Annotated in this window: 14 protein-coding genes; 13 read left to right on the top strand and 1 reads right to left on the bottom strand. The window is 66.4% G+C overall.

Annotation, left to right across the window (positions count from 1 at the left end; translation table 11 throughout):
• The first annotated feature begins 91 nt into the window (after positions 1-91).
• The 10 genes from zapE (at position 92) to AC3WRI_RS15065 (ending at position 9388) form a co-directional block, all read left to right on the top strand.
• On the top strand, positions 92-1189 hold the full coding sequence (gene zapE, locus AC3WRI_RS15110; RefSeq protein WP_011615610.1) for a cell division protein ZapE: 1098 nt from the start codon (positions 92-94) through the stop codon (positions 1187-1189).
• 105 nt (positions 1190-1294) lie between these two features.
• Positions 1295-3862 (top strand): heavy metal translocating P-type ATPase, encoded by a 2568-nt coding sequence (locus AC3WRI_RS15105; RefSeq protein WP_058697177.1) that lies wholly within the window; start codon positions 1295-1297, stop codon positions 3860-3862.
• 3 nt (positions 3863-3865) lie between these two features.
• Positions 3866-4012, top strand: a complete 147-nt coding sequence (ccoS, locus tag AC3WRI_RS15100) for a cbb3-type cytochrome oxidase assembly protein CcoS (protein WP_010809469.1) — start codon at positions 3866-3868, stop codon at positions 4010-4012.
• A gap of 155 nt (positions 4013-4167) precedes the next feature.
• Positions 4168-5616 (top strand): cytochrome-c oxidase, cbb3-type subunit I, encoded by a 1449-nt coding sequence (gene ccoN / locus AC3WRI_RS15095; RefSeq protein ID WP_010809470.1) that lies wholly within the window; start codon positions 4168-4170, stop codon positions 5614-5616.
• A gap of 18 nt (positions 5617-5634) precedes the next feature.
• Positions 5635-6297 carry a cytochrome-c oxidase, cbb3-type subunit II gene (gene ccoO / locus AC3WRI_RS15090; RefSeq protein WP_010809471.1) on the top strand — a complete coding sequence of 221 codons (663 nt, stop codon included), beginning with the start codon at positions 5635-5637 and terminating at the stop codon, positions 6295-6297.
• A gap of 3 nt (positions 6298-6300) precedes the next feature.
• Positions 6301-6465, top strand: a complete 165-nt coding sequence (locus AC3WRI_RS15085) for a cbb3-type cytochrome oxidase subunit 3 (protein WP_010809472.1) — start codon at positions 6301-6303, stop codon at positions 6463-6465.
• A 2-nt stretch (positions 6466-6467) separates the two neighbouring features.
• Positions 6468-7385, top strand: a complete 918-nt coding sequence (gene ccoP, locus AC3WRI_RS15080) for a cytochrome-c oxidase, cbb3-type subunit III (protein WP_011615608.1) — start codon at positions 6468-6470, stop codon at positions 7383-7385.
• Between the two features lie 49 nt (positions 7386-7434).
• A complete protein-coding gene (gene ccoG, locus AC3WRI_RS15075) occupies positions 7435-8907 on the top strand; it encodes a cytochrome c oxidase accessory protein CcoG (RefSeq protein ID WP_492293486.1) in 1473 nt (490 codons plus the stop codon).
• Positions 8908-8936: 29 nt separating this feature from the next.
• Positions 8937-9146 carry a membrane protein gene (locus tag AC3WRI_RS15070; protein ID WP_011615606.1) on the top strand — a complete coding sequence of 70 codons (210 nt, stop codon included), beginning with the start codon at positions 8937-8939 and terminating at the stop codon, positions 9144-9146.
• On the top strand, positions 9143-9388 hold the full coding sequence (locus AC3WRI_RS15065) for a hypothetical protein (RefSeq protein ID WP_010809476.1): 246 nt from the start codon (positions 9143-9145) through the stop codon (positions 9386-9388). The genes AC3WRI_RS15070 and AC3WRI_RS15065 overlap by 4 nt, the downstream gene beginning before the upstream one ends.
• 63 nt (positions 9389-9451) lie before the next feature.
• On the opposite strand, the gene fnr is transcribed toward AC3WRI_RS15065, so the two are convergent.
• Positions 9452-10177, bottom strand: a complete 726-nt coding sequence (fnr, locus tag AC3WRI_RS15060; RefSeq protein ID WP_010809477.1) for a fumarate/nitrate reduction transcriptional regulator Fnr — start codon at positions 10175-10177, stop codon at positions 9452-9454.
• A 78-nt stretch (positions 10178-10255) separates the two neighbouring features.
• Here fnr and AC3WRI_RS15055 point away from each other — a divergent pair, with 78 nt between their 5' ends.
• The 3 genes from AC3WRI_RS15055 to rluB all read left to right on the top strand — a co-directional run bounded on the left by AC3WRI_RS15055 (position 10256) and on the right by rluB (position 14332).
• A complete protein-coding gene (locus AC3WRI_RS15055; RefSeq protein ID WP_011615605.1) occupies positions 10256-11014 on the top strand; it encodes a sulfite exporter TauE/SafE family protein in 759 nt (252 codons plus the stop codon).
• A gap of 568 nt (positions 11015-11582) precedes the next feature.
• Complete coding sequence (gene scpB / locus AC3WRI_RS15050; RefSeq protein WP_010809479.1) at positions 11583-12437, top strand: SMC-Scp complex subunit ScpB; 855 nt, start codon at positions 11583-11585, stop codon at positions 12435-12437.
• 5 nt (positions 12438-12442) lie between these two features.
• Positions 12443-14332 carry a 23S rRNA pseudouridine(2605) synthase RluB gene (rluB, locus tag AC3WRI_RS15045; protein WP_011615604.1) on the top strand — a complete coding sequence of 630 codons (1890 nt, stop codon included), beginning with the start codon at positions 12443-12445 and terminating at the stop codon, positions 14330-14332.
• The last annotated feature ends 218 nt before the right edge of the window (positions 14333-14550 follow it).

Genomic DNA, 14550 nt, shown 5'->3' with positions numbered 1-14550 from the left:
ATCCGCGACCTGGGCATCCTGCGAGATGTTCTGACCGCCGCCGACGGCGCGCCGTTTTCACTTGCGGCCCGTGCCGCAGGAACCCGTCAGCATGAACGTCACCGAGTACTACGAGAAGGAACTGAAGGAGCGCGGCTACCAGTCCGACGAAGCGCAATTGCGTGCCGTGGCCCGGCTGCAGCAGTGCTACGACGAATGGGTGGCCTACAAGAGCCGCCGCAACAATGCGCTGAAGAAGCTGCTGGTCCGTCCCGACGTGCCCAAGGGCGTCTACCTGTGGGGTGGGGTGGGGCGCGGCAAGTCCTTCCTGATGGACAGCTTCTATACCTGCGTGCCGGTGGTGCGCAAGACGCGGCTGCATTTCCATGAGTTCATGCGCGAGGTCCATCGCCAGCTCGAAGAGCTGCGCGGCCGTCCCGATCCGCTGGATGAGCTGGCCAGACGCATCGCGCGCCGCTTCCGGCTGATCTGCTTCGATGAATTCCACGTCAGCGACGTCGCCGACGCGATGATCCTGCATCGGCTGCTGCAGCAGATGTTCGAGAACGGCGTGCAGTTCGTGATGACCTCCAACTACCGCCCGGACCTGCTGTATCCGGATGGCCTGCACCGCGACCGCGTGCTGCCGGCCATCGCGCTGCTGCAGCGGAAGCTCGACGTGCTCAACGTCGACGCGGGCATCGACTATCGCAAGCGCGCGCTGGAGCAGGTGCAGGCGTACCACACGCCGCTCGGCGCCAAGGCCAGTTCCGCGCTGCGCGACGCCTTCACCTCGATCGCCGGCGTGGCCGACGAGTCGCCGCTGCTGCATATCGAGCATCGCGAGTTGCGTGCGCTGCGCAAGGCCAACGGCGTGGTGTGGTTCGACTTTGCCACGCTGTGCGGCGGCCCGCGCTCACAGAACGACTACCTGGAGCTGGCGTCCCAGTTCCACACCGTGATCCTGTCCGACGTGCCGCGCATGACGCCGCGCATGTCGTCCGAGGCACGCCGCTTCACCTGGCTGATCGATGTCTTCTACGACCACAAGGTCAAGCTGCTGATGTCGGCGGAAGTGCCCGCGGACGAACTCTACACCGAAGGCCAGATGGCCAATGAGTTCCATCGGACCGTATCGCGCATCATCGAGATGCAATCGCGCGAATACCTGGAATCCGAGCGCCGCACCATGGATACCACGCTCACCTGAGCGTTGTTTTCCGGCCCGGCGCGACGATTGCCGGGCCGCATTGACCTATATCAAGGTCGATTCGGGGGCCCGCATATACCCTCCATCGGGTAGAAAAAGGTTCCCATGTCGTCGCCCCCAGTCACCAGTCCTTCAGCCAGCTTACTGGCACCGTACCCGCCGTCCGCGCTCCGTGATGCCTTGGGCCCGGCTGCCGACGCCGGTGCGCGGCTGGCCTGCTTCCATTGCGGCCTGCCCGTCACGGACACCGAGCCGCTTGCCGCCGAGCTGGACGGCAGCCGCCGGGTGTTCTGCTGCGGCGGTTGCCAGGCATTGGCGCAGACCCTCCATGCGGCCGGCTTTGCGCACCTGTACGGGGATGAAGCCCGCTTCGCCCGCCCCATCGACGACGACGCCCGTCGCGAGGCCGAACCGATCTGGGCCGCCTACGACACCCCTGAGTTGCGCGCCCAGTTTGTCCGCCCGCTGGACAGCGGCCGCGCCGAGATCACGCTGGCGCCAGAGAACATCCGCTGTGCCGCTTGCGCGTGGCTGATCGAACAGCACCTGAGCCGCCAGCCGGGCGTTGAGTCCGCGGTCGCCAATGTCGCCACGCGGCGCGTGGTGGTGCGCTGGCGCGATGGCGCCCAGACGGTGGCGGGGCTGCTGGCCGCGCTGGCTGGCATCGGCTACATGGCCTGGCCGTTCGAAGTCTCGCGCACCGACCAGCAGGACCGCCGCGCGCGCCGCGGGCTGCTGATGCGCATGGCGGTGGCCATGCTCGGCATGATGCAGGTCATGATGTATGCGTGGCCGATCTACACGCACGAGGCCACCATCGACCCTGGCCAGCTCCAGCTGATGCGCTGGGCCAGCTTCGCCCTGACGCTGCCGGTGGTGTTCTATGCCGCCTCGCCGATCTTTGCCGGTGCCTGGCGCAGCCTGCGCCAGCGCCACATGGGTATGGACGTGCCGGTGGCGATCGGCATCGGCGCCGGCTTTGCCGCCAGCGCGCTGGCCACGGTGCGCGGAGTGGGTGAGGTGTATTTCGATTCGGTGACGATGTTCGTCGCCTTCCTGCTGCTGGCCCGCTACCTGGAACTGCGCGTGCGCCAGGCCTCGCGCAGCGGCGCCGAGATGCTGGCGCGCCAGCTGCCGGCCACCTGCGAACGGCTGGTCGCGACGGGTGAGGCCGGCGAGCGTGTGCCGGTCGCGCGCCTGCGTGCGGGCGATCTGATCCGCGTCAAGGCCGGCGAGATCGTTCCCGCCGATGGCGCCGTGGTGGCGGGCGCGAGCGAACTCGACGAATCCATGCTGACCGGCGAGAGCCGCCCGGTGCGCCGCGCCGCCGGCGAGACCGTGCTGGCCGGCAGCTTCAATACGGCAAGCCCGCTCGAACTGCGGATCACGCGCGTCGGCGCCGGCACCCGCCTGGCCGAGATCGTCGCGGTGCTGGACCGCGCGCTGGCTGAAAAGCCGCGCCTTGCCACGCTGGCCGACCGCGTCGCGGGCTGGTTCGTGGCGACGCTGCTGGGGCTGGCGGCGCTGACCGGGCTGGTATGGGGTCTCTGGATCGATCCGTCGCGCGCCTTGCTGGTGACGATTGCGGTGCTGGTGGTCAGTTGCCCGTGCGCCTTGTCGCTGGCCACGCCGGCCGCGCTGGCCGCGGCCGGTGCGGCGCTGTCGCGCCGCGGCGTGCTGCTGACACGCGGCCACGCGCTGGAGACGCTGGCGCGCGTCACCGACGTGGTGCTCGACAAGACCGGCACGCTGACCGAAGGGCGCTTTGCCGTGGCCGCGGTCGAGCCGCTGGCTGACGCCGATCGGACCCGATGCCAGGCGCTGGCCACCGCGATGGAGCGCGGTGGCGAACATCCGATCGCGCGCGCGCTGGTGGCCGCGGCGCAGGGTAACTCCGGCATGTCGCTCCAGGTGTCCGACATGCGCAACGTCCCGGGTCAGGGCCTGGAGGCGATCGTCGATGGCCAACGCCTGCGGCTCGGCCGCGCCGACTTTGTCGCGGCGCTGGCGCCCGACAGCGGCCAGGCACCGGACACCTGGCGCAGCGACGCGGACCATCCTGGCGCCACCGTGGTGTGGCTGGGCGCGCCAGCGGGTCCGCTGGCGCGCTTCGTCCTGGCCGATGTGGAGCGGACGCAGACGCCGCAGTTGCTCGCGCGGCTGCGTGAACTTGGCGTGCGCTGCCACCTGGTATCGGGCGATCACGCCGAAGCGGTCCACTGGTGGGCGTCGCACTTCGGCATAGCCTGCGTAGCCGGCGCGGTCACCCCGGAAGGCAAGCGCGACTACGTCGCGCGGCTGCAGCAGGGCGGGGCGGTGGTGCTGGCCGTGGGCGATGGCATCAACGATGCGCCGGTGCTGGCGCAGGCCCAGGTGTCGATCGCCATCGGCAGCGGCGCGCCGCTGGCCCAGGCCGGTGCGGACGCGGTGCTGACGCACGGCGGCGTGGCCGAGATCGCCACCGCACTGGCGGTGTCGCGCCGGACGCGCCGGGTGGTGCGCCAGAACCTGGGCTGGGCCTTCTTCTACAACGTCGTGGCCATCCCGCTCGCAGCGACGGGGCTGGTCACGGCCTGGATGGCCGGCATCGGCATGTCGCTGTCGTCGTTGCTGGTAGTGGCCAATGCCTGGCGCCTGCTGCGCGCCGGCAAGCCGCGCCACAAGGGAGTCTGACAGATGGAAACGCTTTACCTGCTGGTGCCGATGAGCCTGGTGCTTGTCGTGGTCATCGCGGGCGCGCTGTGGTGGGCCCTCCATGCCGGGCAGTACGACGACCTGGACCGGCCCGCCGAATCGATCCTGCTGGACAACGACAAGCCATGAACCCGCCGCGCGGCGCGCCCTCCGACCGGGGCCCAGCACGCAGGTTCCATGCATGCCCTGAGCGACTTGATAAAGATCAACGCACATGCAGCATGGTTTTTCTAAAGTCACACTGTCAGTAGGTTTTTTCTTTTCTCTAAGCTTTGGGGGTCTGAATGGATGTCACTGCCGCGTCTTCACGCGTCGACACCTTCAATTACGGCGTCGTAAGACAGTTCGCTGTCATGACGGTAGTCTGGGGGATCGTCGGCATGGCCGTCGGCGTGCTGCTGGCAGCACAGCTGATCTGGCCCGAACTCAACTTCAACACACCCTGGCTGTCGTTTGGCCGGCTGCGGCCGTTGCATACCAATGCGGTGATCTTCGCCTTCGGCGGCAGCGCGCTGTTCGCGACCTCGTACTACGTGGTCCAGCGCACCTGCCAGGCCCGCCTGTTCTGCGGCCCGCTGGCCGCGTTCACGTTCTGGGGCTGGCAACTGGTCATCGTCGCCGCCGCCATCACGCTGCCGCTGGGGATCACCAGCTCCAAGGAATACGCGGAACTGGAATGGCCGATCGACCTGCTGATCACCGCGGTCTGGGTGGCCTACGCGATCGTGTTCTTCGGCACCATCGTCAAGCGCAAGACCCGGCATATCTACGTCGCCAACTGGTTCTTTGGCGCCTACATCCTGACCATCGCGCTGCTGCACATCGTCAACAACATCGAGATGCCGGTGTCGCTGTGGAAGTCCTACTCGGCCTATGCCGGCGTGCAGGACGCGATGATCCAGTGGTGGTACGGCCATAACGCCGTGGGCTTCTTCCTGACCACCAGCTTCCTGGGGATGATGTACTACTTCATTCCCAAGCAGGCCGAGCGCCCGATCTACTCCTACCGCCTGTCCATCGTCCACTTCTGGGCGCTGAACTTCACCTACATGTGGGCCGGCCCGCACCACCTGCAGTACACCGCGCTGCCGGACTGGGCACAGTCGCTGGGCATGGTGTTCTCGCTGATCCTGCTGGCGCCGTCGTGGGGCGGCATGATCAACGGCATCATGACCCTGTCGGGGGCCTGGCACAAGCTGCGCACCGACCCCATCCTGAAGTTCCTGGTGGTGGCGCTGTCGTTCTACGGCATGGCCACGTTCGAAGGCTCGATGATGTCGATCAAGACCGTCAACGCGCTCTCGCACTACACGGACTGGACCATCGGTCACGTGCACTCGGGCGCGCTGGGCTGGGTCGCGATGATCTCGATCGGCTCGCTCTACTACCTGATTCCGCGTCTGTTCGGTGAGAAGCAGATGTACAGCGTCCGGCTGATCGAGTGGCACTTCTGGATCGCGACCATTGGCGTGGTGCTGTATATCGCCTCGATGTGGATCGCCGGGGTGATGGAAGGCCTGATGTGGCGCGCCACGCAGCCTGACGGCACGCTGACCTATGCCTTCGTCGAAGCGGTCAAGGCCAAGTACCCGTTCTACCTGATTCGCTTGCTGGGTGGCCTGTGCTTCCTGTCCGGCATGCTGCTGATGGCCTACAACGTGCTCAAGACCATCGTCGGCAAGCCCGCCGTGGATGCGCCGATTCCGGCCAGCATCACTGCCTCTGCCCACTGATCAATCCAGGATAGAAAGATGTCCGACAAACAACGCTTCTTTTCCCACGAAACGCTGGAGAAGAACATCGGCTGGCTGATCATCTGCACGATCCTCGTGGTCAGCATTGCGGGTCTGGTCCAGATCGTGCCGCTGTTCTTCCAGCACTCCACCACCGAGCCGGATCCGGGCATCACCCCGTATTCGCCGCTGCGGCTGATGGGCCGCGATATCTATATCCGTGAAGGCTGCGTCGGCTGCCACTCGCAGCAGGTCCGCACGCTGCAGGCCGAGACCGAGCGCTACGGCCACTTCTCCACGGCGGGCGAGTCGGTCTACGACCACCCGTTCCTGTGGGGCTCCAAGCGCACCGGTCCCGACCTGGCGCGCGTGGGCGGGCGCTACTCGGATGACTGGCAGCGCATCCACCTGCGCAATCCGCGCGACGTGGTGCCGGAATCCGTGATGCCATCGTACCCGTGGCTGGAAAAGGCCGAGCTGCCCACCAACGACATCCAGGCCCGCATGCGCGCGCTGGTGCGCCTGGGCGTGCCGTACACGGATGCCGAGATCGCCAAGGCACCGGACGAGCTCAAGGGCAAGACCGAAGAAGATGCGCTGGTTGCCTACCTGCAAGGCCTGGGCACCAACCGCCGCAACGTCCGCGTGGATTCCGCCGCGGCTGCGGCACCCAAGGAGTAAGCCATGGCCATGATCACTGCCATTGCGACCGTCGTGTCGATGGTCGTCTTCCTGGGGATCTGCTGGTGGGCCTGGTCCGCCGGCCGGCAGGCCGCTAACCGGGAATCCGCCATGCTGCCGTTCGCGCTGCCTGACGAAACCACGACAACATCGAGCCGGAACACCTAGCCATGAGCGATTTCATTTCCGAATTCTGGAGTTATTACATTGCCGCTATCGCGCTCATCGGCATCGTCTGGTGCGTGTGGCTGCTGTTCTCGCAACGCAAGGTCGCCAAGACCACCGGCGGCACTGAAGACACCGGCCATGTCTGGGACGGTGACCTGCGCGAGCTGAACAACCCGTTGCCGCGCTGGTGGATGTGGATGTTCCTGCTGGCCTGCATCTTCAGCCTGGCCTACCTGGTGCTGTATCCGGGACTGGGTTCGTATGCCGGCGTGCTGAAGTTCTCCACGCAGGGCGAACTTGCCGCGCACCGCGCGGCGCAGGAGAAAATGCAGAACGAGATCTACTCCAAGTACCTGAAGATGGACGTCAAGCAGGTGGCGGCGGATCCGCAGGCGCGCGAGATCGGCCAGCGCCTGTTCCTGAACTACTGCGCACAATGCCACGGCTCGGACGCGCGCGGCAGCCGCGGCTTTCCGAACCTGACAGACAGCGACTGGCTCTATGGTGGCGAACCCGACATCATCCAGCAGACCATCACCAAGGGCCGCAATGGCGTGATGCCGCCGTTTGCCGCGGCCATCGACGCCAAGCAGGCGGGCGACGTGGCGCAATACGTGCGCTCGCTGTCGGGCCTGTCGTCGGACCCGATCCGTGCGTCGCGTGGCGAGGGCGCCTTCAAGACGACCTGCGTGGCATGCCACGGCGCCGGCGGCAAGGGCAACCAGGCGCTCGGCGCGCCCAACCTGGCGGACAACGTCTGGCTGTATGGCAGCTCGGAAGGCAGTATCGTCGACGCAATCCTGAAGGGCCATAACAACCACATGCCTGCGCATGAGGAGATCCTGACGCCTGAACGCATCCGGATGCTGACGGCCTATGTCTGGGGTCTGTCCAATACTGGGGGCGGAGCCGGGCAATGACCGACGACTCATGTGAGCGGGCGCTGGCAGCTCGCGGGAGAGCATGCCCATGAACGCACCCGGGACCGAAGAAATGGCCCGGGCGGCCGCCCTGCAACGGTCGGCCGCTGCGCCGGGCGAGACCTCTGACGAAACGCTCTACGAGGTCCGCCGCAAGATCTACCCGCGCTCGGTGACGGGCGCATTCTCCAGCTGGCGGGTCTGGCTGGTGATCCTGACCCAGCTGATCTACTACGGCACGCCCTGGCTCCAATGGAATGGCCGCCAGGCCGTGCTGTTTGACCTTGGCGAGCGCAAGTTCTACATCTTCGGGCTGGTGCTGTGGCCGCAGGACGTCATCTACCTGGCGGTGCTGCTGGTCATCTCGGCGCTGGCGCTGTTCCTGTTCACGGCGATCGCGGGGCGGCTGTTCTGCGGCTATGCCTGTCCGCAGACGGTCTACACCGAGATCTTCATGTGGATCGAGCGGCGGGTCGAAGGCGACCGCATCGCCCGCATCCGGCTCGATGGCGATCCGTGGAGCCTGCGCAAGTTCCGTCTCAAGGCGACCAAGCACTTCCTGTGGGTGCTGATTGCGCTCTGGACCGGCTTTACCTTCATCGGCTATTTCGCACCGATCCGCGAACTGGGCGGCGAGGTGCTCAGCCTGTCGCTGGGGCCGTGGCAGTCGTTCTGGATGCTGTTCTACGCGTTCGCCACCTGGGGCAATGCGGGCTTCATGCGCGAGCAGGTGTGCAAGTACATGTGCCCGTATGCGCGTTTCCAGAGCGTGATGGTGGATCGCGATACCTATGTCGTGACCTACGACGTCGGCCGCGGCGAGCCGCGCGGAAGCCGGTCGCGCAAGACCGACCACCACAAGGCGGGGCTTGGCGACTGCGTCAACTGCAGCATCTGCGTGCAGGTGTGCCCGACGGGCATCGATATCCGCGACGGCCTGCAGTACGAGTGCATCGGCTGCGGCGCCTGCATCGACGCCTGCGACCAGGTCATGGACAAGATGGAATATCCGCGCGGCCTGATCCGGTACACCTCGGAAAACGCGATGCGCAAGGGCTTGTCCGCGGCGGCATCACGCAAGCGCCTGCTGCGCCCGCGCGTGGTCATTTATTCCGTGATCTGGGTGGCGTTGCTGGCCGGGTTCATGGCTTCGATCGCGCTGCGCACGCCGCTGAAGGTCGACATCATCCGCGACCGTGGTGCGCTCGGCCGTGAAGTGGAAGGCCGCTGGATCGAGAATGTCTATCGCCTGCAGCTGATCAACACCACCGAAGCGCCGATGCAGATCAGCGTGCGCGCCGACAGCGACGAACTGAAGAACCTGACCGTGGAATACGATAAGCAGGCCGAATCGCTGGCGCCGACGTCCAACCGGTTGCTGCCGATCCGGATCCGCGTGCCGATCGAGGCCGCGGCGCAGGGCACGCACAAGATCAACGTGACGGTGACGAGCGAAGGCACGGAGCAGGGGCATGCCGAAATCCGGCAATCCACCAGTTTCATCGTGCCGCGCGATTTGTGAAGCTAGGTCGTCAAGATGAAGGGGGCAAGATGAGTCAGCAAGGCAATCCGTGGTGGAAGGAGCCGTGGCCGTGGCTGTTGATGAGCGGCCCGCTGGTGGCGATGGTGGCGTGTGGCGTGACGATCTGGCTGGCATCCACGCATCCGGACATGCCGGTGCAGGGTGCAACGCGCCATGGCCTGGTGGTCGAGAAGGCCGACGCCGCGCCGCCCAAGGCTGCCGCTGTGAGGCAGCCATGAGGTTGCGCTGGCTGATGTGGGTACTCTGGCCGGCGTTCCTGATGGCCGGGTTCGCGACCGCGACGGTGTTTTCGGTGGTGGATCCCGGTGACCTGAACTTCTTCGGCCAGCCGATCGAAGCGTCCCGCGAATCGGTCTACACCGTTGGTTTCCTGATGGCCTGGGTGTTCTGCGCGTTGTCCAGCGGACTGACGCTCTACACCATGCCGACGCGGCTCAGCGATACCGACGAACTGGAATAAGCGGATCGGTGTGAGGTCTGCGCTGCCATGTCCGCATGCGGTACCTGGCAGCGCCTTGGCCGCTTAGCAGGAGCGGCTGTAGAGCTGCTTGATGCCGTCGATGTCCACGAGCTTGACGTGGCGCTGGCGAATCTGGATCAGGCCGGCTTCGGCAAAGCGGGAGAACAGGCGGCTGACGGTTTCGAGCTTCAGGCCCAGGTAGCTGCCGATCTCTTCGCGGCTCATGCGCATCACGAACTCGGACGCCGAATAGCCGCGTGCCGACAGGCGCTCAGAGAGGTTGATCAGGAAGGCGGCAAGCCGTTCCTCGGCGCGCATCGAGCCCAGCGTGACCAGCATCAGTTGGTCATGCGTGATTTCCTTGCCCATCAGGCGCAGGAACTGCTGCTGCAGCGACGGCAGGTCTGCCGACAGGGACTGCAACTCGCTCATGCGGACCACGCAGACTTCGGTGTCCTCCAGCGCGGCGGCATCGGAGGCATGCTGCATCTCGCCCAGCCCGTCGAGACCGACAATTTCGCCGGGCAGGTGGAAGCCGGTAATCTGCGAGCGGCCGTCTTCAGTGGTGACGTGGGTCTTGAGCGTGCCAAAGCGCACGGCATAGACCGCGGTGAGCGGATCGCCCATGCGATACAGGGTTTCACCCTTGTGCACACGGATGCGTTCCTGAACCAGCGTGTCCATCTTGGCGAGGTCTTGCTGCGACATGCCGACCGGAAGGCACAGCTGCCCCATCGCACAGGTGGAGCAGCGTGGTGACATCTCGGTAATGGGAATGGAGGTGAGCAATTGGAACCTGCTAGAAATGGCAGCGAGGGCGCGATAACGGCATTTTACCGTGCGATGTGATGTGGTAGGGAGTGAGAATTGACACTTGGCGTACTGATCAGCGTTTTTCTGCTGGCTTTGCTGGGCGGGGTCCACTGCGCCGCCATGTGCGGCGGCGTGGCGCTGGCCGTGGAGCAGCGTCACGGCGCGGCGGCGACGATCAGTCTGGTGCCCAGCCGTGCCGCCTGGCTCGGCGAGTTGCTGATAATGCACCTGGGCCGGATCTCGACCTATATGCTGCTTGGGGCCGCGCTAGGCGCGGTCGGTGCTTCGGCGTGGAAACAGGACTATCTGCCGGTGCAGCGCTGGCTGTTCGGCGCGGGCAGCGTCATGCTGCTGTGGTCGGGCTGGCGGTTGCTGCGCGGCAACACGTTTACCGTCGACTGGCTGGAGCGGCTGGCGTCGCGTGCCAGCGCAGCGGTGGCGCGCCGGCTGGGTGGCGTGGCACGCGGCATGCCGTCCTTTGTGCGCGCACGCGGCGGCCTGGCGCGGCGATACGGCGTGGGCCTGGCGTGGGGGCTGGTGCCGTGCGGCATGGTCTATGGGGCGCTCACGCTCGCGCTGCTGGCGGGCAATGCGGCGTCCGGCGCACTCGTGATGGGCGTGTTCGGGCTCGGCACACTGCCTAACCTGCTGGTGCTCTCCGGCCTGTCAGGCTATTTGCGTACGCTGTCGCGACGTCCCGGCGTGCGCCTGGGGGCCGGCCTGGCGGTAATGGCGTTCGGCGGCCTTGGCATTGCGCGAGCGGTGCTGTTGCCACATTCGCTGGCCGAGCATGGATTCTGCCTGGTGTTCTGAGGCGCCGGCGCTGCGCCGGCAACGGATGATGGTTGCAGGCGGGGGCGGGAATGCCATACAATCGCCAACATTGCGGTATCGCGCGGTGTCTTGTGAGCCGCGGTAAGCAGCGGGCGAGCAGCGCCAGGCGGCCTTCATACCAGAAGGTGAGTTCAGGGCAGGGGAAGCGGAAGGTTTTCGATGCCCGTCCCGTCCCCACAGTCCATCCGGTTCAAAAGATCTGGTTCAAAAGTCCGGCTGGCACTGCGGTGTTGGCGATGCCGGCCTTGCTCCCGATACCCGTTTTTCTTGCGTCCGAGGCCTTCAGTTCGCTGACAGCGACGTCCGGTATGTGCGGACGCGCTACGCAAGAGGTTCGCTGGCTGGCCCATAACGGCATGCGAACGATCTCCTGCCGGAACGCCCGGCAACTCGATGCAAAGATAGGGAAGTGCACGGCTTGGATGCAGCAGGTATCCGGCTAGCTGCGCAATGAGATGGCGGTGGCTTTCGCACCGCTGTATCCAAAATCTCCGGTGCCCCGGATCCGTCCGGGAGCAGGTGCAAAGACAGGCTGCACACCATCAACATGAATACCCAAGAGGCGAAGATCGTCCTCGAGACGGCGCTGATCTGCGCGCAGGAACCGTTGCGCGTCAATGATCTGCGGCGGCTGTTTGACGACGACGTCGGCGCAGACACCATCCGCGTGCTGCTTGATGAACTGCGGCAGGACTGGCGGCCGCGCGGCGTGGAACTGGTGGCCCTGGCCAGCGGCTGGCGCTTCCAGAGCCGGCCGGAAATGCGTGAATACCTGGATCGGCTGAATCCAGAAAAGCCGCCAAAATATTCGCGCGCGGTGATGGAAACACTGGCGATCATTGCCTACCGGCAGCCGGTGACCCGCGGCGATATCGAGGAAATCCGCGGCGTGACGGTCAGCACGGAAGTCATCAAGAAGCTTGAGGACCGCAGCTGGATCGAGGTGATCGGACACCGCGACGTGCCGGGCAGGCCGGCGCTGTATGCGACCACCAAGGCGTTCCTGGACGATCTTGGCCTGCGTACGCTGGATGAGCTGCCGCCGCTGGAAGATGCCCAGGCGCAGGCGCAGGCAACCCTGCTGGAACAGCAGGCCATCAATTTTGAAGACCTGGCTGCAAACAAGGCGGCCAGCGCCGACGAAGAGGCTTTTGCCAACCCCGCCGCGCATGCGGCGGATGTGGCTGAAGCATCCGTCGCAAACGAAGCCGAGACGACCGGCCCGGTCGACCAAGGCGCCAATGGCTTTGACGCGCAACCGCTGCAAGCTGCAGCCGACGATGCCGCCGAGGCCGCTTCCACCGAACCAGCCGCACCCAATCCGGACGGGGCGCGGGGCGATTTGCCGGACAACGGCACCCCGCCGCACCCGAGCGAGCACGACGAGCGCGTGCCGAACTGAACAACATGCAACATCCGATAGTGAATATCTTGTCTGATTCCGTTGAGCAAGACACCCGCAATGCGGGCGCACCCGCCGACACCGGCGCCGCAGAACCCGGATCGGGCAGCGAAGCCGCGCCCCGCCGCAAGGGGCTGCGCCGCGGGCTGAGGAACCTGGTCGCATCGCGCCGCCAGGCACAGGACCGCGGCGAGGGCGCCGAAGGCGCCGGCGGCCAGGCCGATGCCGGTGAAGCGGGCGCCGCACAGGCGGCGGGCGGTGCGCGCGGTGGCCAGCGTGGCCGCGGCAAGCGCAAGACGGGGCAGGGCGAGGGTGGCCAGGGTAGCCAAGGCGGCCAGGGCACCAGCAAGGCAGAAAAGGTCGACCGTGCGGCCAGGGCCGAAGGCACCGACAAGCCTGAGCAGCCCGGCCGCAAGCGCAAGCCGGTCCAGCGCTCAGGCAAGGCGGCAGCGCCGGGCGAGGCGCAGGGTGCCGGTGCGCGGCAGCAGGGCCGCCGCAAGGATGGCGGCAAGCCGCAGGCGCCCCGCAAGGGCCAGGGCGGCGGGGACAAGACCACGGCGAGCAGCGAAGACCTGTTCCGCTTCGTGATCTCTGAGCAGTACGACAACGAAGACACCGTCATTCCGCGCACCAAGGCCAAGCCGGTGCGCGAGCTGTCGGCCGACGACGACGCGCCCAAGCTGCACAAGGTGCTGGCCGAGGGCGGGCTGGGCTCGCGCCGCGAGATGGAAGAACTGATCCTGCAGGGCCGCGTTTCGGTCAACGGCCTGCCGGCCCATATCGGCCAGCGCATCCTGCCGGCGGACCAGGTCCGCGTGAACGGCAAGCTGATCCACCGCAAGGTGTCGACCAAGCCGCCGCGCGTGCTGCTGTACCACAAGCCCGCCGGCGAGATCGTCAGCCAGTCCGATCCGGAAGGCCGTCCGACTGTGTTCGACAGCCTGCCGCGCATCAAGACCGGCAAGTGGGTCGCGGTGGGCCGCCTGGACTTCAATACTGAAGGCCTGCTGATCTTCACCACCTCTGGTGATATTGCCAACCGTTTCATGCATCCGCGCTATGGCGTGGAGCGCGAGTACGCGGTGCGCACGCTGGGCGAGCTGGCCGAGGCCGACCGCCAGCGCCTGCTGCATGGCATCAAGCTCGATGACGGCGAGGCCAACTTCCTGCGCATTGCCGACGGCGGCGGTGAAGGCGTCAACCAGTGGTACCACGTGGCCCTGACCGAAGGCCGCAACCGTGAAGTGCGCCGCATGTTCGAGGCGGTCGGGCTGACCGTGTCGCGCCTGATCCGCACCCGCTACGGCCAGTTCCTGCTGCCGCGTGGCCTCAAGCGCGGCCGCTGGCAGGAAGTCGAGCCCAATGACGTCAAGGCGCTGATGGCCGGTGTCGGCCTGAAGGTGCCCGGCAAGGGCGAGCAGGCTCCCAAGGGCGCCACCAAGGTAGGCGGGCGCAAGCAGCGCACCGAAGCCGCGATTGCCGGCATGCCGATGCCCACGGGCATGGACGGCCTGCCGCGCTTCGACCAGGGCGGCGCCCGGGGCGGTAGCGGCGGCCGCAGCAGCCAGCCGGATCCGATGAAGACCTCGATGGGCTATATCACCCACGGGCCCACCTTGCTGACCTCGCACGCGGCCAGCCTGGGCGGCGGGCGCGGCACTGGCGCACGCCAGGGACGTGGTGGCGCCGGCATGGGCGGCATGGGTGGCATGCGCGGTCAGGGTGGTCAGGGCGGCCTGGGTGGCCAGGGTCAGGGCAAGCCGCGTCGCGGCGGCGGCGAAGCCAACGGCAATGTGATGCCGAAGGCGTCGAAGCCGGGCGGCAACCGTTCCCCGCGCGGCGGTAGTGGCGGTGGCGGCGGCAACCGTGGTGGCAACCGCGGCGGCAACCGATAAGCGCTGAATCCGGCGCATGGCGGGTTGAACGCCCGCCGGCGCCGGATTCAGTGCACGGAAATGTCTGGCTTTTGCCTTTTCGACATAATCCGCGTATAATTCAAGTCTATTCAAAAAGCCATCCTCGTCGAGGATGGGCGAATGATGGGCATTGCGCCCATTTTTTTTTGGTTCGCCCGTTTTTCGGTTCTCTCCGCTGGGGCGGGGGGATGGCGGAC

Source organism: Cupriavidus sp. FW305-27 (genome assembly GCF_058787995.1).
This window is presented reverse-complemented; position numbering and strand designations above follow the sequence as displayed.